The sequence below is a fragment of the Bacillus sp. YBsi01 genome, from assembly GCF_038406745.1.
Classification (GTDB): Bacteria; Bacillota; Bacilli; order Bacillales; family Bacillaceae; genus Bacillus; species Bacillus siamensis.
Map to the genome: position 1 here is coordinate 3224190 of NZ_CP151679.1, position 22438 is coordinate 3246627.

Annotated in this window: 23 protein-coding genes; 16 read left to right on the forward strand and 7 right to left on the reverse strand. The window is 47.5% G+C overall.

The genetic code is table 11. The features are described 5' to 3' along the window. Positions 1-218: 218 nt before the first annotated feature. Complete coding sequence (locus tag AADZ70_RS16330) at positions 219-1112, reverse strand: cation diffusion facilitator family transporter (RefSeq protein ID WP_198698325.1); 894 nt, start codon at positions 1110-1112, stop codon at positions 219-221. A 429-nt stretch (positions 1113-1541) separates the two neighbouring features. Between AADZ70_RS16330 and AADZ70_RS16335 the strand changes: the two genes are divergently transcribed. The 4 genes from AADZ70_RS16335 to AADZ70_RS16350 all read left to right on the forward strand — a co-directional run bounded on the left by AADZ70_RS16335 (position 1542) and on the right by AADZ70_RS16350 (position 4164). Next, a complete protein-coding gene (locus tag AADZ70_RS16335) occupies positions 1542-2162 on the forward strand; it encodes a nitroreductase family protein (RefSeq protein WP_045926311.1) in 621 nt (206 codons plus the stop codon). Positions 2163-2186: 24 nt separating this feature from the next. Beyond that, positions 2187-3125 (forward strand): ring-cleaving dioxygenase, encoded by a 939-nt coding sequence (locus AADZ70_RS16340; protein WP_045926310.1) that lies wholly within the window; start codon positions 2187-2189, stop codon positions 3123-3125. Between the two features lie 131 nt (positions 3126-3256). Next, on the forward strand, positions 3257-3646 hold the full coding sequence (locus AADZ70_RS16345; protein ID WP_045926309.1) for a DoxX family protein: 390 nt from the start codon (positions 3257-3259) through the stop codon (positions 3644-3646). Positions 3647-3825: 179 nt separating this feature from the next. Beyond that, complete coding sequence (locus AADZ70_RS16350; RefSeq protein WP_045926308.1) at positions 3826-4164, forward strand: thioredoxin family protein; 339 nt, start codon at positions 3826-3828, stop codon at positions 4162-4164. A gap of 64 nt (positions 4165-4228) precedes the next feature. On the opposite strand, the gene AADZ70_RS16355 is transcribed toward AADZ70_RS16350, so the two are convergent. Then, on the reverse strand, positions 4229-4612 hold the full coding sequence (locus tag AADZ70_RS16355; RefSeq protein WP_016936861.1) for a DUF2512 family protein: 384 nt from the start codon (positions 4610-4612) through the stop codon (positions 4229-4231). 151 nt (positions 4613-4763) lie between these two features. Between AADZ70_RS16355 and AADZ70_RS16360 the strand changes: the two genes are divergently transcribed. The 4 genes from AADZ70_RS16360 (at position 4764) to tatC (ending at position 8205) form a co-directional block, all read left to right on the forward strand. Then, positions 4764-5192, forward strand: a complete 429-nt coding sequence (locus tag AADZ70_RS16360) for a cell wall hydrolase (RefSeq protein ID WP_029575244.1) — start codon at positions 4764-4766, stop codon at positions 5190-5192. Positions 5193-5453: 261 nt separating this feature from the next. Next, positions 5454-7205 carry an alkaline phosphatase gene (locus AADZ70_RS16365; protein ID WP_342007330.1) on the forward strand — a complete coding sequence of 584 codons (1752 nt, stop codon included), beginning with the start codon at positions 5454-5456 and terminating at the stop codon, positions 7203-7205. A 12-nt stretch (positions 7206-7217) separates the two neighbouring features. Continuing rightward, the gene (locus AADZ70_RS16370; protein ID WP_003156681.1) at positions 7218-7415 is read left to right on the forward strand and encodes a twin-arginine translocase TatA/TatE family subunit; all 198 of its coding nucleotides are present in this window, start codon (positions 7218-7220) and stop codon (positions 7413-7415) included. 61 nt (positions 7416-7476) lie between these two features. Beyond that, positions 7477-8205: a twin-arginine translocase subunit TatC gene (tatC, locus tag AADZ70_RS16375; RefSeq protein ID WP_049627833.1), complete on the forward strand. Its 729-nt coding sequence runs from the start codon at positions 7477-7479 to the stop codon at positions 8203-8205. On the opposite strand, the gene pcp is transcribed toward tatC, so the two are convergent. Next, complete coding sequence (gene pcp / locus AADZ70_RS16380) at positions 8202-8849, reverse strand: pyroglutamyl-peptidase I (protein ID WP_045926304.1); 648 nt, start codon at positions 8847-8849, stop codon at positions 8202-8204. The two genes, tatC and pcp, sit on opposite strands and share 4 nt — an antisense overlap. A gap of 71 nt (positions 8850-8920) precedes the next feature. On the opposite strand from pcp, the gene AADZ70_RS16385 reads away from it, so the two are divergent. Then, on the forward strand, positions 8921-10048 hold the full coding sequence (locus AADZ70_RS16385) for an aminotransferase class V-fold PLP-dependent enzyme (protein ID WP_342007331.1): 1128 nt from the start codon (positions 8921-8923) through the stop codon (positions 10046-10048). Positions 10049-10082: 34 nt separating this feature from the next. On the opposite strand, the gene lmr(B) is transcribed toward AADZ70_RS16385, so the two are convergent. Next, positions 10083-11522, reverse strand: a complete 1440-nt coding sequence (gene lmr(B) / locus AADZ70_RS16390; RefSeq protein WP_032864767.1) for a lincomycin efflux MFS transporter Lmr(B) — start codon at positions 11520-11522, stop codon at positions 10083-10085. Between the two features lie 37 nt (positions 11523-11559). After that, the gene (locus AADZ70_RS16395) at positions 11560-12126 is read right to left on the reverse strand and encodes a TetR/AcrR family transcriptional regulator (protein ID WP_016936853.1); all 567 of its coding nucleotides are present in this window, start codon (positions 12124-12126) and stop codon (positions 11560-11562) included. Positions 12127-12302: 176 nt separating this feature from the next. On the opposite strand from AADZ70_RS16395, the gene AADZ70_RS16400 reads away from it, so the two are divergent. The 4 genes from AADZ70_RS16400 (at position 12303) to AADZ70_RS16415 (ending at position 16527) form a co-directional block, all read left to right on the forward strand. Continuing rightward, entirely contained in the window at positions 12303-13418 is a 1116-nt protein-coding gene (locus AADZ70_RS16400; protein WP_342007332.1) for a type II asparaginase, read from the forward strand. 195 nt (positions 13419-13613) lie between these two features. Beyond that, positions 13614-14258: a triacylglycerol lipase gene (locus tag AADZ70_RS16405; protein ID WP_016936851.1), complete on the forward strand. Its 645-nt coding sequence runs from the start codon at positions 13614-13616 to the stop codon at positions 14256-14258. A 136-nt stretch (positions 14259-14394) separates the two neighbouring features. After that, positions 14395-15465, forward strand: a complete 1071-nt coding sequence (locus AADZ70_RS16410; RefSeq protein ID WP_016936850.1) for a helix-turn-helix domain-containing protein — start codon at positions 14395-14397, stop codon at positions 15463-15465. A 129-nt stretch (positions 15466-15594) separates the two neighbouring features. After that, positions 15595-16527, forward strand: a complete 933-nt coding sequence (locus AADZ70_RS16415) for an aldo/keto reductase (protein WP_188154720.1) — start codon at positions 15595-15597, stop codon at positions 16525-16527. 43 nt (positions 16528-16570) lie between these two features. Here the strand turns inward: AADZ70_RS16415 and AADZ70_RS16420 are convergent, their stop codons facing one another. Then, entirely contained in the window at positions 16571-17566 is a 996-nt protein-coding gene (locus AADZ70_RS16420; RefSeq protein WP_342007333.1) for a DUF5105 domain-containing protein, read from the reverse strand. Between the two features lie 128 nt (positions 17567-17694). On the opposite strand from AADZ70_RS16420, the gene AADZ70_RS16425 reads away from it, so the two are divergent. After that, positions 17695-19095, forward strand: coding sequence for a YcdB/YcdC domain-containing protein (locus AADZ70_RS16425; RefSeq protein WP_342007334.1), 1401 nt, complete (start codon positions 17695-17697; stop codon positions 19093-19095). 200 nt (positions 19096-19295) lie between these two features. Next, a complete protein-coding gene (locus tag AADZ70_RS16430; protein WP_099744974.1) occupies positions 19296-20654 on the forward strand; it encodes a YcdB/YcdC domain-containing protein in 1359 nt (452 codons plus the stop codon). Here the strand turns inward: AADZ70_RS16430 and AADZ70_RS16435 are convergent. After that, positions 20651-21154: a M15 family metallopeptidase gene (locus AADZ70_RS16435; RefSeq protein ID WP_016936845.1), complete on the reverse strand. Its 504-nt coding sequence runs from the start codon at positions 21152-21154 to the stop codon at positions 20651-20653. The genes AADZ70_RS16430 and AADZ70_RS16435 overlap by 4 nt on opposite strands. Positions 21155-21264: 110 nt before the next feature. Between AADZ70_RS16435 and AADZ70_RS16440 the strand changes: the two genes are divergently transcribed. After that, positions 21265-22386 carry a tetratricopeptide repeat protein gene (locus AADZ70_RS16440; RefSeq protein WP_016936844.1) on the forward strand — a complete coding sequence of 374 codons (1122 nt, stop codon included), beginning with the start codon at positions 21265-21267 and terminating at the stop codon, positions 22384-22386. Positions 22387-22438 lie beyond the last annotated feature (52 nt).

Sequence of the window (22438 nt, forward strand, 5' to 3'; positions counted from 1 at the left end):
TTCTGCTTGACCAACTCGTCGAAGAGGATCATTTGCTTCGAAAAATTGATATAAAACATAATCTTTTTCATCGTTGAAAAGTTGCCACATACCCAGCTAAGCAAGGCCAGGCATGCGGGAGTGCTTTTTCTGCACCTGAAATCAAATGAATATGGAAAGAAACAGCACAAAAGAAAAAAGCTTGTAGAGAAACATCATTTTCTCTACAAGCTGCTTTTTCATTCTTCAAAATAAGGATTCACATGAATGAGCACTTCTTCAACATCTGAAAAGTGTCTTTTGATTTCATTTCGGATTTCGCGGGCTATATCGTGTCCCTGCTTAATCGTCAAATCATGATCCAAAGATAACCGGACATCAAGCAATTTATAGTGTCCGTGTTCTCTCGCTCTGATTTTATCGAGCCGTTTGACTTGAGGACAATGCAAAATAACCGCTTTATATTCCTCTATCAGCTCGGGATCGACACTTTTTTCCATGAGAACGTCAACAGACGGCCTGATTAATTCCATTGAAATCTTAAAAATGAGGTATGCCACGATGACACTGGCAATTGCATCGGCGTACAACAGATAGGACCATCCGCGTGTGTTCCCGATAATCGCCAATAGGACGCCGATAAAAGCGGCAAGAGAGGCAACGATATCGCCTTTATGATCGTATGCAATCGCTATAATCGCTTTACTGTTCCATTTTTCTCCTTGTTTGATCGAATAACGATATAAGATCTGCTTAGCCGCGTAGGATATCAGAGCCGCAAACAATGCGCTGTATTGCGGAACGCTTGGACCTTCAACAAAGGACGAAATCGCTTCTATTAGAATATACACGGAAACGAGCACTAATATGATTCCTACAATTGCTTCGCTGATGACCTCAGCTTTGCCATGCCCGAAAGGATGGTCTTGATCGGGCGGCTTATTAGAAATGCCGATGACGGCCAGGACAGCAATCGAAGCCACGACATCCGCTGCAGAGTGTATACCGTCGGCAAAAACGGCTTCACTATTGCCTATCAGTCCAAAAAAGATCTTTCCTGCCATTAAGATCAGATTGGCTATCAATGCAATCAAAGCGACCTTTTTGCTTATTTGTTCTCTTTCACTTGTCATTTTGTCCTCCTATAAAACTGCGCAAAAAAAGAGGAGCGCTTTTGATTCGCTCTCCGTATCCTTTCTTGTGTAATCACTTTGCTTATCATACCAATTCAGTTTCGAGTGGGTCTATAGCAAGGTTTTTTCCTGTTTACTAATAAATAAGGTGACAGAAAAAAAGTTGGAGCAGGGCTAAACAGTACATAGACAAAATGGCGCTGAATTTAAAAATGAACTGTTGACATTTAAGTATTTATCCTTTATTATTATCTCGAAGTCAAGATATTTTAATTCAAGATAATTTAATTAGAGTGCAGGATAAGAACCTGCCGATCGTTTGAATCACGAAAAGATCACTGAAAAGAACGTTTCGTTTTTTGTTCATATGTTATTTGATTTTTTATACGATGATATCTCGAATTCGAGATAAAAGGGAGTGCGAGAGAAATGGCTGAATTTGTACAGCTGGTGAATGAAAGAAGATCTGCAAGCAACTTTCTACCAGATCATCCAATCACAAGAGATGAACTCAACGAAATGTTTGAATTGGTTGCGTTGGCTCCATCAGCTTTTAATTTGCAGCATACAAAATATGTGACGGTTCTTGACCCGGATGTAAAAGAAAAGCTGAAGCAGGCCGCAAACGGACAATATAAAGTGTTTAGCTCATCAGCGGTTCTTTTGGTTTTAGGGGATAAGCAGGCATATCAGCAAGCGGCTGACATCTATGAAGGGTTGAAGATGCTGGGGGTATTAAATAAACAAGAGTATGATCACATGGTTCAAGACACCGTTTCGTTTTATGAAAACAGGGGAGAACCATTTAAGAGAGATGAGGCGATAAGAAATGCTTCACTTTCTGCGATGATGTTTATGCTGAGTGCTAAGGAAAAAGGCTGGGACACCTGTCCGATGATCGGGTTTGATGCTGAAGCCGTGAAAGAGATTTTGAATATAGATGATCAATTTGAGGTTGTCATGATGATTACAATCGGGAAAGAAAAAACAGAAAGCAGAAGGCCGCGCGGCTACCGAAAGCCTGTGAATGAGTTTGTGGAGTATATTTAACTATTTGTAAAGGGGCAGATAAAAATGGCTAAAAAAACGCTGGGAATCCATCATATTACAGCAATTGTCGGTCATCCTCAAGAGAATGCTGATTTCTACGCTGGAGTGCTGGGGCTGCGATTGGTCAAGCAAACGGTCAATTTTGATGATCCGGCTACGTATCACCTTTATTTTGGGGATGAAGGCGGGAAGCCGGGAACAATCATCACATTCTTTCCGTGGGCGGGCGCCCGTCAAGGCATCATTGGAGACGGACAGGTCGGCGTGACATCTTACGTCGTGCCGAGAGGTGCCATGGCATTTTGGGAAAAGAGACTTGAAAAGTTCAACGTGCCATACACCAAAATCGAGCGTTTTGGAGAACAATATATAGAATTTGATGACCCGCATGGCCTGCATTTAGAAATCGTGGAAAGAGAAGCAGGGGACGCCAATACGTGGACTTTCGGAGATGTAACCCCGGATGTTGCCATTAAAGGCTTTGGCGGTGCAACCCTGTTATCAGCACAGCCTGAAAAAACAGGTGAATTGTTAGAAAACATCATGGGGCTTGAGCGAGTCGGCAAAGAAGGAGACTTCGTTCGTTATCGTTCTGCCGGTGATATCGGAAATGTGATTGATCTGAAATTAACGCCTATCGGCCGCGGACAAATGGGTGTCGGCACGGTCCATCACATCGCTTGGCGGGCTCAGGATGATGAAGATCAATTAGATTGGCAAAGATTCATTGCTGCGCACGGATATGGTGTAACTCCTGTTCAGGATAGAAACTATTTTAATGCGGTTTACTTCAGAGAACATGGGGAAATCTTATTTGAGATCGCAACTGATCCGCCGGGCTTTGCCCATGATGAGTCACAAGAAACAATGGGCGGGAAATTGATGCTCCCTGAGCAGTATGAACCGCACCGGGCACAAATTGAACAAGGGCTGCTGCCGTTTGAAGTAAGGGAACTAGATTAGTCTTAATGACTGCTGACGCATGAAGAAAAAGAAAGAGACATACATTTAACAGATGTTTGCTGGAAGCGGCTGTTGGTAAACAAGCTGCATTGCAGCACATCATATAATATGAAAAATAAGGAGAGATAAAAATGGAAGATGTAGGACTATTACTTATTCGAATCATGATTGGTGTGGTGTTTCTGTTTTATGGATCACAAAAATTATTCGGCTGGTTTGGCGGATACGGGATTAAAGGAACCGGACAATGGTTCGAGTCAATTGGAGTTAAACCAGGCAATGCCGCGGCCGCTTTATCAGGTCTCGGGGAACTCGCAAGCGGAATTTTATTTATTTTAGGTGTATTCCTCCCGCTTGGAGCTGCTATCATAACAATCATCATGTTAGGTGCCATCGTAAAAGTCCATGGAGCGAAAGGGTTTGCGAACGGTGCCGGCGGCTTTGAATATAACTTGGTGCTGATTGCAGTTTCCATCGGAGTTGCACTCATCGGTTCAGGAGCTTACGCTTTGCATTTTTAATATAAGGATCTAAGAACAGTTACTGAAAAGCGGTAACTGTTCTTTTATTTTTCAAGCACAACGTTAAGGTGCTCTGAATAGCAAAAAAGCGGATATGTTCAATATAAATGTGTATAGTGAATGTACGAGTATTGATGGGCTTGGTCATGAAAGACGAGCCGATTTGAAGGAGGGTTTTGATGAAAGAGCTGACAGACTTACATTCATTAGATTCTATCGAGAATTTTATTAAACAGCATCAATTCAGTTTTATCTACATTTCAAGACCCGCCTGTACAGTATGTCACGCTGTTCTGCCGCAGCTCAGAAAGGTATTGGATCAGTTTCCGAATATCAAATTGGGGCATATCAATGCTGACGAGGCAGAAGAGGTTGCCGGCAGATTTTCAGTCTTCACTGTCCCCGTGCTTCTTTTGTTCATTGATGGGACTGAGTTTCTGAGAGAAGCCCGCTTTGTTCATTTTGAACAGCTTGAAGAAAGGCTGAAAAGGGTTTATCAGTTATATCAAGATGTATAAAGCGTTTATACCTTTACAAATAAAAAGCCCCCTTTAAGGGGGCTGTTATCCGGCCTTTTTTGCGTTATTCGGACCGAGGCTCTAAAAATCGGGACCCGCCCAAGTCTTTTCTCATCAGATAAATATGGAAAAAATATTCTCCGACCGCGATGATGATGGCGGAAATAAGAGCGGCAAACGCCAGTCTTCCTCCTGAAATGCCCATGGACAGCGGCATTCCCATCAGCCAGACAACAAGAAACGCGATTCCGAAATCAGCGGACGCCGCCGTGATATTATTCCATCTCGGCAGCACGTACAGATCGCCCGTAAAGTAGGAAACAGCTCCCAACACAATGGTCATCAGCAACACGTCGCCGAATGTAAAGCGAAAACCTAAGCCGAGTACGAGATACAGAATGATGATGGTCATGATGCCTTTAATGGCAAGCGCTTTAATATGTTCCATGCGAATTCCTCCTTATGGAAATCATGTTAGTATGTTTCCTCATCCCGTGAAATATAAACCTTTTTTTGTGAACATTTGTTTTCTGGCTTTTGGCTGTCATCACTGGGCCGCGGCTGAATATGATGAAGGGAGAAAAACGGGAGGTGTCATGATGGCAGTCGTAAAAGCGTCGAGCGCCGATGTCGATCTAATGGCAAGGCTGCTCAGGGCGGAAGCGGAAGGCGAAGGAAAGCAGGGAATGCTTTTGGTCGGCAATGTAGGAATCAATCGGGTGCGGGCGAATTGTTCTGATTTTAAAGGCCTGCGCACCATCAGGCAGATGGTGTTTCAGCCGCACGCGTTTGAAGCGGTGACTCACGGATATTTTTACCAAAGGCCGCGCGAATCTGAGCGGAGGCTTGCCCGACGTAATATTAGCGGAGAACGGTTTTGGCCGGCTAAATTCAGCCTGTGGTATTTTAAGCCGCCGGGAAACTGCCCGCCGACATGGTACAATCAGCCGTTTGTCGCCAGATTCAAATCCCACTGCTTCTATCAGCCGACAGGGGAAACGTGCGAAAACGTGTACAATACATTTTAATCCCGGAGCACCGTTCTCAGAATGAACGGTGTTTTTGAATTTCTTGTGAAGAAAAATAGGAACAAAGTGCGCTTGACGGGTGAAAAGCCAAACAGAAACAGAGGGGGTTTTCTCCCGGACGGGAAAGATTTGTCGAAACAATGTGAAAAATGTCTCCCGCCGTTCACTTTCCCCCCTTACAAATCCTTCACACTTCTTCATAACGGTTTAACATTTCTTTTCTATAATGGGGGCGATCAATGAGACGAAAGGGGAACTGACATGACACATGACGGCCGTTTAGATGAATGGATCAAGGAATTGGAGAACAAAAGCTTTCAAAACAATACGTTTGACCGCCGCGCATTTATACAGGGCGCCGGGAAAATCGCAGGCCTTTCCCTCGGGCTGGCGATCGCGCAATCCATCGGCGCGTTTGAAGTGAATGCCGCTCCGACATTTTCAAACTATCCGTTCACCCTCGGCGTGGCCTCCGGTGATCCGCTGTCTGACAGCGTTATTCTCTGGACACGTCTTGCCCCGGACCCGCTGAATGGGGGAGGAATGCCGAATCAGGCCGTTCCGGTTAAATGGGAAATCGCCACTGATGAACATTTCCGCCATGTCGTCAAACGCGGAACGGAAATGGCTAAACCGAATCTCGGACACTCCGTCCATGTTGAAGCGGACGGGCTTAAGCCCAATAAAGTGTACTATTACCGGTTTAAAAGCGGGCATGAGCTCAGCCCCGTCGGCCGGACGAAAACGCTGCCCGCTCCCGGCGCTGACGTATCCGCCATGACGTTTGCGTTTGCCTCATGCCAGCAGTATGAACACGGCTATTATACGGCATATAAACATATGGCGAAGGAAAAGCTTGATCTCGTATTCCATCTCGGAGATTACATTTATGAATACGGGCCGAACGAATATGTGGCAAAGACGGGGAATGTCAGGACGCACAGCAGCGCCGAAGTATACACGCTGTCAGATTACCGCAACCGTCACGCCCAATACCGCTCAGATGCCAATCTGAAAGCCGCCCACGCCGCATTTCCGTGGGTCGTGACTTGGGACGATCATGAGGTGGAGAACAATTATGCCAATGTCATTCCCGAAAAAGGCCAATCAGTTGAAGCGTTTGTGCTCAGAAGGGCTGCGGCTTATCAGGCTTATTATGAACACATGCCGCTCAGACGCATGTCGCTCCCGAACGGCCCTGATATGCGGCTGTACAGGCAATTTTCTTATGGCAATTTAGCGTCGTTCAATGTGCTTGATACAAGACAGTACAGAGATGATCAGGCCAACGGCGACGGGAACAAACCGCCTTCTGATGAGTGGAGAGATCCGAAGCGCACATTGATGGGGACAGAGCAGGAGCAATGGCTCTTCGACAACTTAGCCGCTTCAAAAGCGAAGTGGAATGTGCTGGCCCAGCAAATCTTTTTCGCGCAATGGAATTTCGGAACAACCGACAAGCCGATATTCAGCATGGATTCATGGGACGGCTACCCGGTGCAGCGGGAGCGGGTCATCAATTTTATAAAAAGCCAAAACCTGAACAATGTCATCGTGCTGACGGGTGATGTTCATGCAAACTGGGCGTCAAACCTGCATACCGATTTTAATCAAACGAATTCAAAGATCTTCGGAGCCGAATTCGTCGGGACTTCTATCACATCGGGAGGAAACGGGGCGGATAAACGGGCGGATACGGATCAAATCTTAAAACAAAACCCGCATATTAAGTTTTTTAACGACTACCGGGGCTATGTCCGCTGTACGGTGACGCCTGCCCAATGGAGGGCGGATTACAGAGTGGTGCCTTATGTGACGGAGCCGGGGGCTGAGGTTTCCACGCGGGCTTCATTCATTTATCAAAAAGACCAGACGGGGATTCGGAAGGTCTCACAGGCAGCGGTTGCAGGCGGATTAAAGCAGTCAAATGAGGTGGAAGAGGATCGTTTCTTCGCTCATAACAGTGCGCATGAAAAGCAAATGAGAAAGAAACGGGCCAAAATTTCACAATAAGGGGGCATACTTATGTTTTCAAATATCGGCATTCCCGGGTTAATCTTAATTTTTGTCATCGCTTTGATCATTTTCGGGCCTTCAAAGCTTCCGGAAATCGGCCGTGCCGCCGGCCGCACGCTGCTTGAATTTAAAAGCGCCGCAAAAACACTGGTCTCAAATGAAGAGCCGGACAAGCAGACGGCTGAGAAAGACAAAACGGCAGGCTGAATCCTGACACGGGGGCAGAGATCCGTTTCTGCCCCTTCTTTGATATAAGGAGGATGTACGATTGGATAAAAAAGAAACCCACTTGATCGGGCATTTAGAGGAAGTCCGGCAGCGTCTCATTAAAACCGTTATCGCCTTTCTCGTGTTTTTTATCGGCGCATGCTGGTTTGTGCAGGATATTTATGACTGGCTGATCAAGGATTTGCATGGAAGGCTGGCCGTTTTAGGGCCGAGCGAGATTTTATGGGTGTATATGATGATTGCGGGAATATGCGCCATTACGGCAGCGATTCCGGTTGCGGCCTTTCAGCTCTGGCGTTTTACGGCGCCGGCTTTGACCCCGTTTGAACGCCGCGCCGCTTTGCTTTACATTCCGGGGCTTTCGGTTTTGTTTATTATCGGAATTTCCTTCGGGTATTTTGTACTGTTTCCGATTGTGCTCGGATTTTTAACACAATTATCCGCCGGCCATTTTGACATAGTATTTACGGCGGACAAGTATTTTACTTTTATGCTTAACATGACATTGCCGTTCGGGTTTTTGTTTGAAATGCCTCTGGCCGTCATGTTTCTGACGCGGATCGGGATTGTGAACCCATCCCGGCTGGCAAAGGCGAGGAAGCTTTCGTATTTCGTGCTGATCGTCGTCTCGGTGCTGATTACGCCGCCGGATTTTATGTCTGACTTTCTCGTCATGATTCCGCTGCTCGTCCTCTATGAAATCAGTGTGACGCTGTCCCGTATCGTTTACCGAAAGAAGAAATGGGCCGAGGCGGCGTCTGCCGCTTAGTGAAGCTCGCCTCCGCCGGTTTCAATATCGTCCTCATGCGCCGCGGCGGTCACCGCGGCGATTTTGAGCGCTTTAGTGATGTGATCCAGGCTGAGGCTCGGCGCGGACTTCTGCAAGGTTTGCTCCGGAATGTAAGGGATGTGAATAAACCCGCCCCGGATGTGCGGATGATGGCGGCTGATTTCATCCATCAGCCCGTAAAAGAGATGATTGCATACAAACGTCCCCGCCGTGTAGGATACAGCCGCGGGAATGCCTTCCTTTTTTATTTCTTCAACGATCCGTTTGATCGGAAGGCCGGTCCAGTAGGCCGCGGGACCGCTTTGAGAAATGTCTTCCCCGACAGGCTGATTCCCTTCGTTATCCGGTATGCGCGCCTCATTCAGGTTGATCGCGACCCGTTCCGGCGTGACCTGCATTCTGCCGCCTGCCTGTCCGGCACAGATGATAATGTCGGGCTGATGTTTCTTGATTGCCTCCCGCAGCACGGCAAGGGACTTATAAAAAACGGTCGGCACTTGTTCAGATACGATAGCAGCGGGGCCTTCAGCGGCACCGTCCAGCCGTTTGACCGCTTCCCATGAAGGATTGACCGTTTCCCCGCCGAAGGGGTCAAAGCCTGTCAGCAATACTTTTTTCTCCATCAAAAACCCTCCTTTTCTTTTTACCATACTCTATAATGGACATATATTCCTGCCGAAGGGGGAAACATGCCTTGAATTCGTCTTTGGTGCCATACCGATCTTTATTTCCGGCGCTCCGCACACATACGATGCTCGCCAGCTGCGCCCAAAGCGCTCTTGCCCGGCCGGTTTCAAAAGCGATCAATGACTACCAGGAAAGCCTGCTTCAGAACGGCGGAAACTGGGATGAAGCCATGGGCCGCACGGAGCAGGCAAGGTGTGAATTTGCGAAATTAATCGGCGCTAAGCCTGAAGAAATCGCCATTTTACCTTCAGTAACGGCTGCCGCCTCTGCCGTCGTCTCAGCTTTACCGGATTGCCGAAAGAAGCAGGCGGTGTATACGGAATTGGATTTTCCGGCAATCGCCCACATTCTGAAGGCGCAGACTGGGATGGAGCTTTCAGTCATCCCGTCTGAAGAAGGAATGATCCCGTTAGAGCGTTATGAGACGTATATCACGGAGCAGACGCGTATCACCTGTGTTCCGCATGTGTCCTATACATCCGGTTTTGTCCAGGATATGAAGCGCATTGCCGAGATATCCGCAAAGAAGGGATCGCTTCTTTTTGTCGATGCTTATCAATCGGCTGGGCACATCCCGATTGATGTAAAAGAATGGGGAGTTGATATGCTCGCCGCGGGCGCGAGGAAGTATATGCTCGGCATACCGGGAATAGCGTTTCTCTATGTCAGAAAGGAACTTGCCGAACGGCTGAAGCCGAAGGTCACCGGGTGGTTCGGACAGCAGCGGGAGTCGATGCTGGATTTGACCCGTTTTTCTTATGCGGACGGAGCCAAACGCTTTGAAACCGGAACTCCGGCATTTATCAGCATATATGCGGCACAGGCGGCTTTATCCCTTTTAAACGATGTCGGCACAGACCGCATTCATCGGGAAGTAAAAAAACTCAGCGCATTTGCGTATGAATACGCTTCTGAAAAAGGACTGACTCTCACAGGCCCCCCGTCTGCCGATGACAGACCCGGCATGATTTCTATACGGGATGAAAAAGCGGCGGAGACCGCTGCGCTTTTGAAGCGAAAAAACATCATATGCGCACCCAGCGGACAACTCATCCGGCTGGCGCCTCATTTCTATAACACGGCCGATGACCTTATCTGTGCGATTGATGAATTGGCTGAAGCGCTCATGATATAAAAAACAGCAGACCCGCGGGGAGTCTGCTGTTTTCTTATGAGTGATTCACTTTGACCCGTTTCATAAAGAAAGCGCTGATCAGACCGATAACGGCGACAATCATCGCGAAGATAAAGGCGTGCTGGACGCCCGCAATCAGCGCGTGAGAGTATGCGGAAGGATCATTCGGGTTTTTCGCGGTGCTCATATAATTCTTCTGGCCGGCAGCCATGATGCTGACTGCCACCGCAGTGCCGATTGCGCCGGCCATCTGCTGGAGCGTATTCATAATGGCTGTTCCGTCCGGATAAAATTCCGGCGGCAGCTGATTTAAGCCGTTCGTTTGCGCCGGCATCATGATCATGGAAATTCCGATCATCAGGCATGTATGAAGCGCGACAATCAGAAGCGCCGTTGAAGCGCCGTTAATGTTTGAGAAAAACGAAAGCACGGTGGCCGTGATGACAAACCCGGGAATGACAAGCCACTTCGGTCCGTATTTATCAAACAGACGTCCCGTTATCGGAGACATAAATCCGTTTAAAATACCGCCCGGAAGCAGGATGAGTCCGGACGTAAATGCCGTCAGCAGCAATCCGCTTTGTAAATACATAGGCAAGAGAAGCATTGTTGATAAGATAACCATCATACAGATAAATACAATCACGACACCGAGAATAAACATCGGATAGCGGAAAGCGCGCAGATTCATCATCGGCTGCTTCATTTTCAGCTGCCTGATGGAGAATAAAATGAGCGCGATCGCACCGACAGTAAGCGAACCGATAACCGTCGGGCTTGACCAGCCGCCTGATCCTTCGCCCGCATTGCTGAAACCGAAGACGATGCCGCCGAATCCGATCGTAGACAGAATAATGGAAAGCACGTCAATTTTCGGCTTTGTAATGTCGGATACATTCTGCATGTAGGCGATGCCGAATAAAAGAGCCAAGACGAGAAACGGCAGGGAGATCCAGAAAATCCAATGCCAGTTCAAGTGTTCTAACACAAGCCCTGAAAACGTCGGACCGATCGCAGGAGCGAACATGATGACAAGCCCGATCGTCCCCATCGCCGCTCCGCGCTTATGCGGCGGGAAGATGACGAGGATCGTATTAAACATCAGCGGCAGCAGCAGTCCGGTTCCTAAAGCCTGCACGATTCTTGCCGCCAAAAGAAACGGAAAGCTCGGTGCAAGCGCTGCAATCAGCGTGCCGATAATGGAAAAAGCGAGTGAAACGATAAACAGCTGTCTCGTCGTAAACCATTGCAAAAGCAGACCTGAAACCGGGACAAGAATACCGAGAACGAGCAGATAGCCCGTCGTCAGCCACTGGACGGTCGCGGGAGTGATATGCAGCTCCTTCATCAGGTCGGTCAGGGCAATATTCAGCGCCGTTTCACTGAACATGCCGATAAATCCTGCCATCAGCAAAGAAATCATGATCGGCATAACTTTATATTGTTTGGAAGGCTGAGCGTTTTCCAAAAACATTCTCCTCTCTTTCTATACGTAACATGTCTCTTGTATTTTATGTCTTCAGCAGGTTGGGGATTTGTTTGGAAATATGGATGATCGGCATTTTGTCTTTTTTTGCTAAAGACAAAATGATGCCGCCTTCTATCATGGCATTTAAAACAGTGCTGATTTCCGCCGCTTTCTCATCGGAAAAACCGGCTGATCTCAATTTGCCGGCGAACAGATTCTCCCATTCCTGATAAGCGCATTGACAGGCCTGCTGGAGCTTTTCGCTCGTTAAAGCCGTCTCAGCAGCCAGTAAACCGACAGGAAACCCTTCAAAATTCTCCGGACATGTGAATTGGCTTGATAAGTCCTGTAAAAACGCTTGAATGCTTTCCGCAGGGTCAGGATAGGCATCAAGGCTTTCTTTTATTTTCATACGGATATAATGGCTCATTTCTTTGACAGCCTCAATGGCGAGCTGCTCTTTGCCGTCCGGAAAATGATAGTAAAGAGAACCTTTCGGCGCGCCGCTTTCTTTAATGATCTGATTCAGTCCCGTGCCGTAATACCCCTGAAGCTGAAACAGCCTGGTTGCCGCAGCGAGGATTTTTTCACGAGAATCTCCATAACTCATAATGTTCCCACCTTACTGATTGATGACAAATTTAACATATAGTGACTGGTCTATTATCTTGATTTCCCATGACGGTGTCAAGGATTTTTACAGTTATTTTCTTCGGAAGATTGCCTGACAAGCGCGTTGACCGATGAGAGGGAAATCTTCATAAATAAAGAAAAGGAGAGAAAAGAATGAAAAAACAATTCATGCCATTCATTACATTTATCACGGCTCTATTCTTCATAGCGGCCGGCTGCTCCCAATCTCCTCAGGCGAAAGAAACACCGCACCAGATGGCAGCCGCAGCCTCAGCAAAAAAAGACGGACTGCCGAATATTAAAATTCTTGCCACCGGCGGCACAATTGCAGGCGCTGCTCCTTCAAAGACGTCCGCCACGGAGTACACCGCAGGGGCAATCGGAGTTGATGCCCTGATTCAGGCCGTTCCTGAGATGAAGGAGATCGCGCATGTCAGCGGAGAACAGATTGTGAATATCGGCAGCCAGAATATGAATAACGAGACCCTGCTGAAACTTTCAAAACGGGTAAACAAGCTGCTCAAGTCTGATGATACAGACGGCATTGTCATTACACATGGAACAGATACACTTGAGGAAACCGCCTATTTTCTCAATCTGACGGTCAAAAGTGACAAACCCGTCGTGGTCGCCGGGTCAATGAGGCCGTCCACGGCGATCGGAGCTGACGGGCCGTCCAACTTATATAACGCGGTAAAAACCGCGGCTGCGCCTGATGCGAAAGGCAAGGGGACGCTTGTCGTATTAAATGACAGAATTGCTTCGGCGCGATATGTGACAAAAACCAATACAACCGCGACCGACACATTCAAATCGGAAGAAATGGGTTATATCGGTACGATTGCTGATGACATCTATTTTAATAACATCATGACCCGAAAGCATACGAAAGATACAGATTTCCAGATCGATAAACTTGATAAACTGCCGCAGGTCGATATTATATACGGCTATCAAAATGACGGAAGCTATCTCTTTGAAGCCGCCGCAAAATCAGGAGCGCAAGGCATTATTTTTGCAGGCCCCGGAAACGGCTCAATGTCTGATGCGGCGCTGAAAGGCGCCGTAAAGTCGGTCAAAAGCGGGCTGGCGGTCGTCCGCTCCACAAGGACGGGAAACGGGGCGGTAACACCTAATCGAGAGTATGAAAAAGACCATCTGACAGCTTCAAACTCTCTCAACCCTCAAAAAGCGCGGATTCTGCTGATGCTCGCGCTGACAAAAACGCATGACCCTAAGCGGATTCAAACCTATTTCAATGAGTACTAGGAGAAGAGAACCAGGTGTTCTCTCCTTTTTTTGTTTGCCGTATTAAAGTATAAGTGTGCTTTCGGGAAAGGGGCGTCTTCCTCATTTTTCCGCCTCTTTTTCAATTGTTGAAAACAGGAAAAAATACTCTATTTTTTCCTTTTCTTCTCTAATAGAATGAAAATTGCAAAAAATTACATAACAGGAGGAAAGTTCATGAAACAAATCAAAAGCAAAATCCTAGCGATTCTTACAGTCTGCATGCTGTCCGTCATTTCCGTATTTGCCTTCCAGCCGACCGTATCGAAAGCCTCCTCAGAGCATAACCCGGTTGTCATGGTCCACGGAATCGGCGGGGCGTCCTTTAATTTCGCGGGAATCAAAACGTACTTGGCATCCCAAGGCTGGTCAAGAAATGAGATGTACGCCATTGATTTTCTGGACAAAACCGGAAACAACAGACACAATGCACCGAGACTGTCAAATTACGTGAAAAAAGTGCTCAGCGAAACAGGCGCGAAAAAAGTCGATATCGTCGCGCACAGCATGGGCGGCGCCAACACGCTCTATTACATTAAAAATCTTGACGGCGGGGACAAAATCGCAAACGTCGTCACACTCGGCGGAGCGAACGGTCTTGTGACCAACAGAGCGCTTCCGGGAACTGATCCGAACCAAAAGATTTTGTATACATCGATTTACAGCTCAGCGGACTTAATCGTCATGAACCCGCTGTCACGGCTGATCGGCGGGAAAAACGTGCAGATTCACGGTGTCGGGCACATCGGACTTTTAATGAACAGCCAAGTAAACGGGCTGATTAAAGAAGGTCTGAACGGCGGCGGACAAAATACAAATTAACCGTTTCAAAGCCCCGGAGAAAGAGAATCTCCCGGGGCCTTTTTTTCTTCCAAATTCTTTTTTAGCCGTAAACCAAGCCCTCTGAAGTTATTTTTGTTAAAATAATAAAGTTATATCAGAATTCGGAGGGTTTATTGTGGGAAAAGTGAAAAGAAATGCCCCTTGCCCATGCGGCAGCGGGAAGAAATATAAAAAATGCTGCGGAAGTAAAGCAGCTGCCATTCCGGCAGACATCGCGGCAAAAGAAGCGAAACAGATTCAGGAAAGCCTAATGGAGTACGCCTTTACAGCACATAGAGACGGCATATCATCATTTATTAACCAGCACGAGTTCATTGCGGAGCTGGACAGACAGACAAAAGACATCGGAGTCTTCAACCTCGGCATCTGGGGCATTTTCTTCCGACCGCTGGCAGGCGGCAAGACGATTTTTGAAGAATACCTTCAGAAAAAAGCCGGCGGCATCAACCGTCCGAAAACACGAGAAATCGTTGAATCATGGAAAAGCATGACACCAGCGGTTATGGTGCTTGAAGATGTGAAAGAAGGAATGATTCACTTTGAAGATGTGATGACGAAAAAACAATTCAAAGTGGAAATGGACGTCAGCCAGCAGGATCTTCCGCCGGAGGGAAGCCTGATTCTCGGCTATCCGATCCACGAAGCGGAAAAAGCGGAGTTCTTCATGCAATTTACGATCTTCCCTGTGAAGCGGACTGAAGCTTTGATCAGCAAAGTGAAAAAAGCGGCGGCCCCGGCCCTTGCGGAAGGAAAATCGCCTGAGCGCTTTATGGAGGAAAACTTCGACACTGTGCTGGCCGCTCTTTTAGGAACTGCGGAAGAGCCTGAGCAGGCTGCTGAAGAAAAACAGACAGAGTGGGCCAACGACATGGAGAAGGAAACGGCAGACGCCATTGAAAAAGGCCTGAGCGGGGATGAATACCCGGCTGAGCTGGTTCCGGCCGTTATTGATCTGTGGAAAACGTTCTGTGTCAAAAAAGCACCGACGATCAGAAAGCCGGAAGCTTTCGCGGCGGCGGTCGAATATTATGTGAACAGCATTTCTCTGAACGGCGCGTCCGTTTCTCAAGCGAAGCTGGCGAAGAAGTACGGCGTCAGCGCCTCAACGATTTCCAGCCGCTATAAGGAAATCGAGGGTGCTCTCACGGATGAAGCCGAACGCTTCGCCGCAGCTCTGACATCTTAATACACGGCAAAAAAACCTTGAAGGGCAAACGCTTTTCAAGGTTTTTTCTGTAGATAGGCTCTCAGGCAGGATAATTCTTACCGTCTATCTAATACTAAACAGAGGTATAAAAGGAAGGGGACCTGAGCCATGGAGGAAACACGTACGCTGGGCAGGACGGATTTACGGGTAAAGCGTATCGGTTTTGGCGCAAATGCGGTCGGAGGACATAATCTGTTTCCTAATCTCAATGATGAAACGGGAAAAGAACTCATCCGCACAGCATTGGATGGCGGCGTCAATTTTATTGATACGGCGTTTATATACGGTTTGGGGCGGTCAGAAGAGTTAATCGGTGAAGTTGTCGCAGAGCGCGGCGTGCGGGACAGCCTCGTCATTGCCTCAAAGGGCGCGCCCAAAGAAGTCAACGGGCAGATCGAACTGGACAACAGCCGTGAATTTCTTCGAAGTGAGGCGGAAAAAAGCCTGAAGCGGCTGAAAACAGATGTGATTGATCTGTACTACGTTCACTTCCCTGACGGAAAAACACCGCTGTCCGAGGTGGCGGGTACGTTAAAAGAACTGAAGGACGAAGGGAAAATCAGAGCAATCGGCGCGTCCAATCTCAGCTTCGGACAACTGCAGGAGTTTAACGCGGACGGCTATTTAGAGGTTTTTCAGTCGGAATATTCACTGATTCAGCGTGAGGCGGAGCGCGATCTGCTGCCTTACTGTGAAAAGAACGGCATTTCCTTTATTCCTTATTTTCCGCTTGCTTCCGGCTTGCTGACGGGAAAGTTTACAAAAGACACAGTCTTTGAGGACAGCCGAAAGAACAGGCCGCCGTTTCAGGGAGAAGCTTTTCACCAAAACCTGGAGAGAGTGGATAAGATGCGGGCCGTTGCTGAAGAAAAAGGCGTGCAGACAGCGCATATCGCACTCGCGTGGCTTCTGTCACAGCCTGCGGTGGATGCGATCATTCCCGGAGCCAAACGCCCCGGCCAGCTGAAACACAATCTGGACGCGCTTGATGTGCAGTTAACCGAGGACGAAGTTCAATATATCAGTGATATCTTTAAGTGAAAATAAAAAAAGGAAATAGCCTGCGCTATTTCCTTTCTTGTTGTCAGGACGTTTTCAAAAACGCTTCCGTCAATCCTTCCAGATCGGCATCTGTATCCAGATACCACTGGCCGCGGGAGTTTTTCTTCATTTCAATTTCTTTTGTCACTGAAGAAGAAGCCGGTTTCAGGCGCATAAACTCTTCTGGGTAGACAGAAAGCAGGTGGCTGACAATTTCGTTTTCATCAGCATCGGGGTGCTTTCCGGCATAGTCTTGCACGCGGTCTTGCAGCCGGCCCGCAAGCGGAGACATATCAAGCGGCGTCACATTGGCTTCAAGGACGGCTTTTTTGCCTGACATGGATTTGGTATGCACCTTGAGCTCTGTATTATCCCGCAGCGCTGATGACATGGCGTCAATAATAGCGGAAATGGCTTTTGAATCCGCCTGCTCCTGTGAAATGCCTGCTGAAGCGATAAAGCTGGCTTTCGCTGATTCCTGATAGGCGGCGGCCGTCATTTTTTCATTTACACCGGTCAGGCGGGTGAAATCTTTATTGTGCTTGCCGTACAGCATCACATCAATGTATGCGGATAATGCGTCCGCCGGTTCAGGTTTTGCTTTTGAGGCTGTGCCTTTGACTTTCAGTTTATAAGATAAAGGCTTCGCGTCTTTTGTCTGCGGCTGATATACCAATTCATATGATTTGCCTTCGTCAGCCGTGAAGTACAGGTTGCCCGTCACTGTCTTGCCCGCATGAAGCGTGCCGCTCTGCATCTGGTCTTCCTTATCGGCCGCCGCTGTTTTCGCGTCATCCTGGTAAAGCGAGAAGTCGCTGCTTTTGACGGTAAGCGGGTCTTTGCCCGTATTTTTGACAGTGACCGTTACTTTAAGCGCGGCCGGATGTTCGGTATCGTCTGAAGCGGCCCACGCCGTATCTTTTATATTCACTTTCGCCGTGCCGCTTTCCTGGCCGCTGCTCGTTTCGCTGCTGCATGCGGCAGTAAATGCCGTGAGAAGCAAAATGAAAAACACGGCGCTCATTTTTTTGATGGACATCTGGTTAACCCCCTGTTGTTGTAATGGTTGATTCAATAGTCATGAATAAAGGCAGGTTAATTATACTAGATTTGTTTAAAAGAGTCTTGGTAATCATTAATCTTTTTGGAAGAAAAGGAAGTGTTATGATGAAAAAAGAAGAATTGAAACAGCTGGCTCTCAGAATCGGAAACGTACCTGCAGGCTACGAGAGTAAGGTGGAAGAATACCAGGAAGATGAGGTTCTGTTTTGGTGGGAAGACAAGAATGATCCGGAAGCCGGCATCATGGTCGAATTGGACGGGGACGGAAAACCGAAATCCTTATCCCGTCCGGCTTTTCGGACTGATCTGCCGCCTCTTTCGGAATCGGACATAGAAGAACGGATGCGGGCGTTTGCAGAAACCCACCGTCCGGGGGCATTGGCTGAGTTCGAATGGGAGAAAAAAAGCTCCGTAAATGATGGTGATGTAAGATATTCCTATGTTCAGATGGCTGACGGTCTGCCGCTTCCGATGACCGGTTTTTACATCGACCTGGCTGTGACAGGGGAGGTAACCGGCTTTTCTTATTATGGGAGGGCGGATGAGCTGTTAAGACCCGGGACAATTGCGGACAAGCAGGATGCATTGGCTCACTTTGTCAAACAAATAGAAGCAGAGCTATTGTTCACCGTACTGCATCAGTCCGTCTATGTGCAGGGGGATGACAAGCCCCATCTCGTCTATGAAATCGTGTCTCCGACGCGGCCGATATCGGCTGACCTGAAGGAAGAGAATAAAGAAATAGAAGAGTATGAAGAGCTGGAAGACGACACGCGTCCGTATGTCCCGATTTCACACCCTGCACCTGAAGCGGAAAAGATGAGCATCAATGACATGATCGGGCTGCATGACGGTTTTTATAAAGAGAGGGAAAGCGATCTTGGAGAGGGCAGTATCGGCATAGCGTGGCGTTCTGAAAAAACAAAATCCGTACGGGAAGATAAAAGCATAGAAAGTCTGTTCAAAGAGCGGAGTGAACATGTATTGAAAACAAGGTATGATAAAGAATCGGGCCGGCTCACCGGGGTGATGTCATTTATACAAAGTGAAGGCGAACCGGAGTTTTCCGAGGAAGAATGCCATCACATGGCCATCCGCTTTTTATTTGCCATGTTTCCGGAAGCGGATCAGTATTTCCGGGTTCAATATGATGAGCCGGATGATGAAGGAGAAAACGTGGGACTTACATATAAGGCTTGTTCGGGCGGCGTTGATTTGCGATTCGGAGAGGGGAGAATCTGTGTCAGCAAAATGACGGGTCTTGTCACTGTATATATGCCGCCGGAAATTGATCCGAAAGAGCTTGATCATATCGATCCGGTTCCTTCATTGACAATGGAAGAGGCGAAGGACGCGATCCGCCGGAATATCAAAGCCGCGCTCGCTTGGGATCGCTGTTACGATGACGACAGCTGCCGAAAAGTGTACAGGCTCGTATACAAGCCGGTTTTCCCGCGGTTTATTGAGGCTCATACGGGAGAAGCGATTATGAGTTTAATAGGCTGAAGGGCATAGGCATTCGTCCCGGGGCTTTCGCGGGAAGTGTGCCATTTGTATGAAAAACAGCCGCTCTGAATACGGCTGTTTTCCCTCTTTGCTAAAAATAGACACATAAAAGGCACTTTCTTCCCTTTAAAAGGATAAGGACGTTTTTATATAATAAAAAACAGTTCTTTTTTATACACTCTTCTGAAAGGATGACCCCATTGCTGAAAGAACATCTGAGAAAAAAAGCGCTGGAGATCGGGAACATACCGCCGCACTATGAGCTTGAAATAGAAGATTTTGATGAAAAACAAAAAACGAGAGCCTATTATATATGGAAAGATCGCAACCATCCGGACAAAACGGTAACGATTGAGCTGGGCGGCGACGGATCTTTGCTTGCATATTCGCGCAATGACCGTCCGGATTCAGACATTCAGCTGTCAGATGCCGAATTAAAGCTGACGGCTCTTCGGTTTGCGGCCAGACACCGCCCGCTAACTTTTATGAACTTCACTTTTCAGGCGAGGGAAGAACGCAATGGGTGCATCCGTTTTAACTATACAAAAAAAGTGTTCGGCAGGCCGCTTCCCGATTCGGGTTTTTTCGTTGATGTAACCGAGAGCGGCTTCGTCGTGCAGTTTATCTATTATGGGGATAGGGGTGAAGCGCCCGTCCCGGAAACATTCGTCGATCAGGAGAAAGTGATCTCGCATTATATGAGCGGGCTGTCATTCAGTCTCGTCTATGACGTTGTCAATTTTGAGAAAACGCCGCGTCTCGTCTATGAACCGATCCTGCCGGCCTACAGCTATCCTGCCGGAGAAGATGAAATCGTTCCGGATCAGCCGCTTTGCGAAGACAGAAACGAACCGGCAAAACCGCTTCCCGCGCTTAAATATAAAGGGGAAGCCAGTATCTATGAATTGATGGGGTTTACCGCGGATATGATTCAGACACGCCGCCGCGGCCTCGGAGATGAGATCGGAACGACATGGCGGAAAGGGTCAGTTCCGGAACGGAAAGATTTGAGTATAGAAAGCTATTTTGAAAGCAGCAACAAAAATACAATGAAGATGAAAACGGACAAAAAGACAGGGAAAATGACGGCCTTTAAATCTTTTATTGAGCATGCGGGCCCGGCCGTTTATTCAGCAGAAGAGTGTGAGGAAGTCGCACTTCAGTTTTTATACAAGCTTTATCCGAGAGCGGACGAGTTTTTTAAAATGAATCCGCTGAAAACGGACGGCAGGGGACGGTTCCGCTTCCATTTTTCCGTATGGTATCGGGATATTCCGCTCCGTTTCGGCGCTGCGAGGATCATTGTCAGTCCCGTAACCGGGCTTGTGGAAGCTTACATGGCGCCTGATATTGATCCGGAGCAGCTGGAGCGGATCAATCCGGTGCCGGCCGTTACCCTTGAAGAAGCAAAGGCCGCTTTTTTATCTGATTTCCATCTGCAGCTGGAATGGCAGCGCGATTTTACGCCGTCCGGCAGTGAAGGGTATAAGCTTGTGTACAGGCCTGTATATCCTCCGTATATTGATGCGCAAAAGCGAAAAAAGAAAAGGTTTTATTAGCCAGGGATCATTTGTAAATGAGGATAATCTTTAAAGCCTCTCCAATCGCCTCCCCAATCAAAACCGAGCGTTTTGGCAATCGATACGACCTCAAGCCAATCGGGCGTGCCGTTTCGGTTTCCGTCGTACGTCATATCCCAAATCAGGCTGCCATCCTTTTTCTGCAGGGCGAAGTCGATGGCAAGGCCGTAATTGTGGTATGATTCTCCGCCTTTTGCGTAGGTGACGATGTTTCCTTTTTTTGAACGTCCTTGACGGTACAATTCGTTTTGTTCCTCAATTGATCTGAAACCCTCTGTGATAACGACGGTGATGCCTTTTTTCAGTGCGGCCGTCTGCAATAACTGCGCATTCTGTTTAACGAGCGGATGAAGATCGCTTGGTATATCTCTTTCCTGTAATGCCGTTTGCAGCCTCAGTTCTTTCTGCACATAGGAAAAACATAGGTCTGCGGAAAAGAAGAGGATGAAAAGCAGCGCTATTCTGGCTGGTAATCTCATGGCGGAATACTCTCTTTCTTTAATTGGTTAAAATCTTTGTTTGCTCACTGTTATAAATTTGCTATGATAAAATATAACATAATTAGTAGCCGGAGGAAGGAGGCAAATCTATGAAATCCAAGATTCCATCTGAAGAAGTAGCCGTAAAGATGAATGAATGGTATAAGCTGATCCGCGCGTTTGAAGCCGATAAAGCTGAAGCGCTGAAGCGGGAGATTCAATATGAACTCGAAGATATGGAAGAGAACCAGGACTTATTATTGTATTTTTCATTGATGGAATTTCGGCACCGCATCATGCTGGATAAATTAAAACCCATGAAAGACTGCGACGGCCGGCCTCCGTTCTCTGAAATGCTCACTGAGATTGAGATGAACCAGCAAAAGCTGACCGGTTTACTGGAATACTATTTTTACTATTTCAGAGGAATGTATGAATTTAAGCAGAAAAACTTCATCTCAGCGATTTCTCATTACAAACGGGCTGAGGAAAAGCTTGAATATGTGGAAGATGACATAGAGAAAGCCGAGTTTTTGTATAAAATTTCTGAAGTGTACTATCATATCAAGCAGACTTTCTTTTCGATGAATTACGCGGGACAGGCGCTTGATATTTACAAGAAATATGAATTATACGGAATGAGAAGGGTGCAGTGCAAGTTTATCATTGCCGGAAATTTGATGGACGCCCAGCAGCATAAAAAAGCGCTGGAATACCTCGAATGCGCCTTGGAGCACGCGGAGCGGCTTGATGATCAATATATGATAGCTGCGGCCTATTATAATATCGGGCACTGTATGTACAGTCTGGGTGACTTTTGCAAGGCGGCCGATGACTTTGAACGTGCGGCTGCCGGCTTTGAAGCGCACAGCTTCCAACAGGTCATTCAGGCTGTTTTTTCACTCACACATATATACTTTAAAATGGAAAAATACAGTGAAGCCGCCGCCAGCTGCGCACGGGGCATGAAAAGCGCGGCGGAGTGGGAAGATGAGATCTATATGACAAAATTCCGTCTGATTAAAGAGCTTTATCAGGGGGAAGGCGGGCAGGACTCGCTCAAAGAGTATTTTGATATTCTGGAATCTAAGGAACTGTTGGCTGACACGGAGGAGCTGCTTCAGGATGCGGCCCATTTCTTTCATAAACGGGGGAACTACAAAGCGGCATCTTATTTTTTCAGCCGGCTTGTCGGCGTGCAAAAAAGGCTGCAGATGAACAACTACGCATAATGAAAATGAACGGTGGAGCTTCGGTCTCATCGTTCTTTTTATGATTCCTTCT

What these genes read in the sequence shown, in the direction of transcription:
- AADZ70_RS16360 (WP_029575244.1), top strand. Translation starts at nt 4,764, where the DNA reads ATGGCAGTCGTAAAAGCGTCGAGCGCCGATGTCGATCTAATGGCAAGG.
- AADZ70_RS16435 (WP_016936845.1), bottom strand. Translation starts at nt 21,154, where the DNA reads ATGAGATTACCAGCCAGAATAGCGCTGCTTTTCATCCTCTTCTTTTCC.
- AADZ70_RS16420 (WP_342007333.1), bottom strand. Translation starts at nt 17,566, where the DNA reads ATGTCCATCAAAAAAATGAGCGCCGTGTTTTTCATTTTGCTTCTCACG.
- AADZ70_RS16400 (WP_342007332.1), top strand. Translation starts at nt 12,303, where the DNA reads ATGAAAAAACAATTCATGCCATTCATTACATTTATCACGGCTCTATTC.
- AADZ70_RS16405 (WP_016936851.1), top strand. Translation starts at nt 13,614, where the DNA reads ATGAAACAAATCAAAAGCAAAATCCTAGCGATTCTTACAGTCTGCATG.
- AADZ70_RS16340 (WP_045926310.1), top strand. Translation starts at nt 2,187, where the DNA reads ATGGCTAAAAAAACGCTGGGAATCCATCATATTACAGCAATTGTCGGT.
- AADZ70_RS16415 (WP_188154720.1), top strand. Translation starts at nt 15,595, where the DNA reads ATGGAGGAAACACGTACGCTGGGCAGGACGGATTTACGGGTAAAGCGT.
- AADZ70_RS16330 (WP_198698325.1), bottom strand. Translation starts at nt 1,112, where the DNA reads ATGACAAGTGAAAGAGAACAAATAAGCAAAAAGGTCGCTTTGATTGCA.
- AADZ70_RS16395 (WP_016936853.1), bottom strand. Translation starts at nt 12,126, where the DNA reads ATGAGTTATGGAGATTCTCGTGAAAAAATCCTCGCTGCGGCAACCAGG.
- AADZ70_RS16370 (WP_003156681.1), top strand. Translation starts at nt 7,218, where the DNA reads ATGTTTTCAAATATCGGCATTCCCGGGTTAATCTTAATTTTTGTCATC.
- AADZ70_RS16345 (WP_045926309.1), top strand. Translation starts at nt 3,257, where the DNA reads ATGGAAGATGTAGGACTATTACTTATTCGAATCATGATTGGTGTGGTG.
- AADZ70_RS16365 (WP_342007330.1), top strand. Translation starts at nt 5,454, where the DNA reads ATGACACATGACGGCCGTTTAGATGAATGGATCAAGGAATTGGAGAAC.
- AADZ70_RS16335 (WP_045926311.1), top strand. Translation starts at nt 1,542, where the DNA reads ATGGCTGAATTTGTACAGCTGGTGAATGAAAGAAGATCTGCAAGCAAC.
- pcp (WP_045926304.1), bottom strand. Translation starts at nt 8,849, where the DNA reads ATGGAGAAAAAAGTATTGCTGACAGGCTTTGACCCCTTCGGCGGGGAA.
- AADZ70_RS16350 (WP_045926308.1), top strand. Translation starts at nt 3,826, where the DNA reads ATGAAAGAGCTGACAGACTTACATTCATTAGATTCTATCGAGAATTTT.
- AADZ70_RS16425 (WP_342007334.1), top strand. Translation starts at nt 17,695, where the DNA reads ATGAAAAAAGAAGAATTGAAACAGCTGGCTCTCAGAATCGGAAACGTA.
- AADZ70_RS16440 (WP_016936844.1), top strand. Translation starts at nt 21,265, where the DNA reads ATGAAATCCAAGATTCCATCTGAAGAAGTAGCCGTAAAGATGAATGAA.
- AADZ70_RS16355 (WP_016936861.1), bottom strand. Translation starts at nt 4,612, where the DNA reads ATGGAACATATTAAAGCGCTTGCCATTAAAGGCATCATGACCATCATC.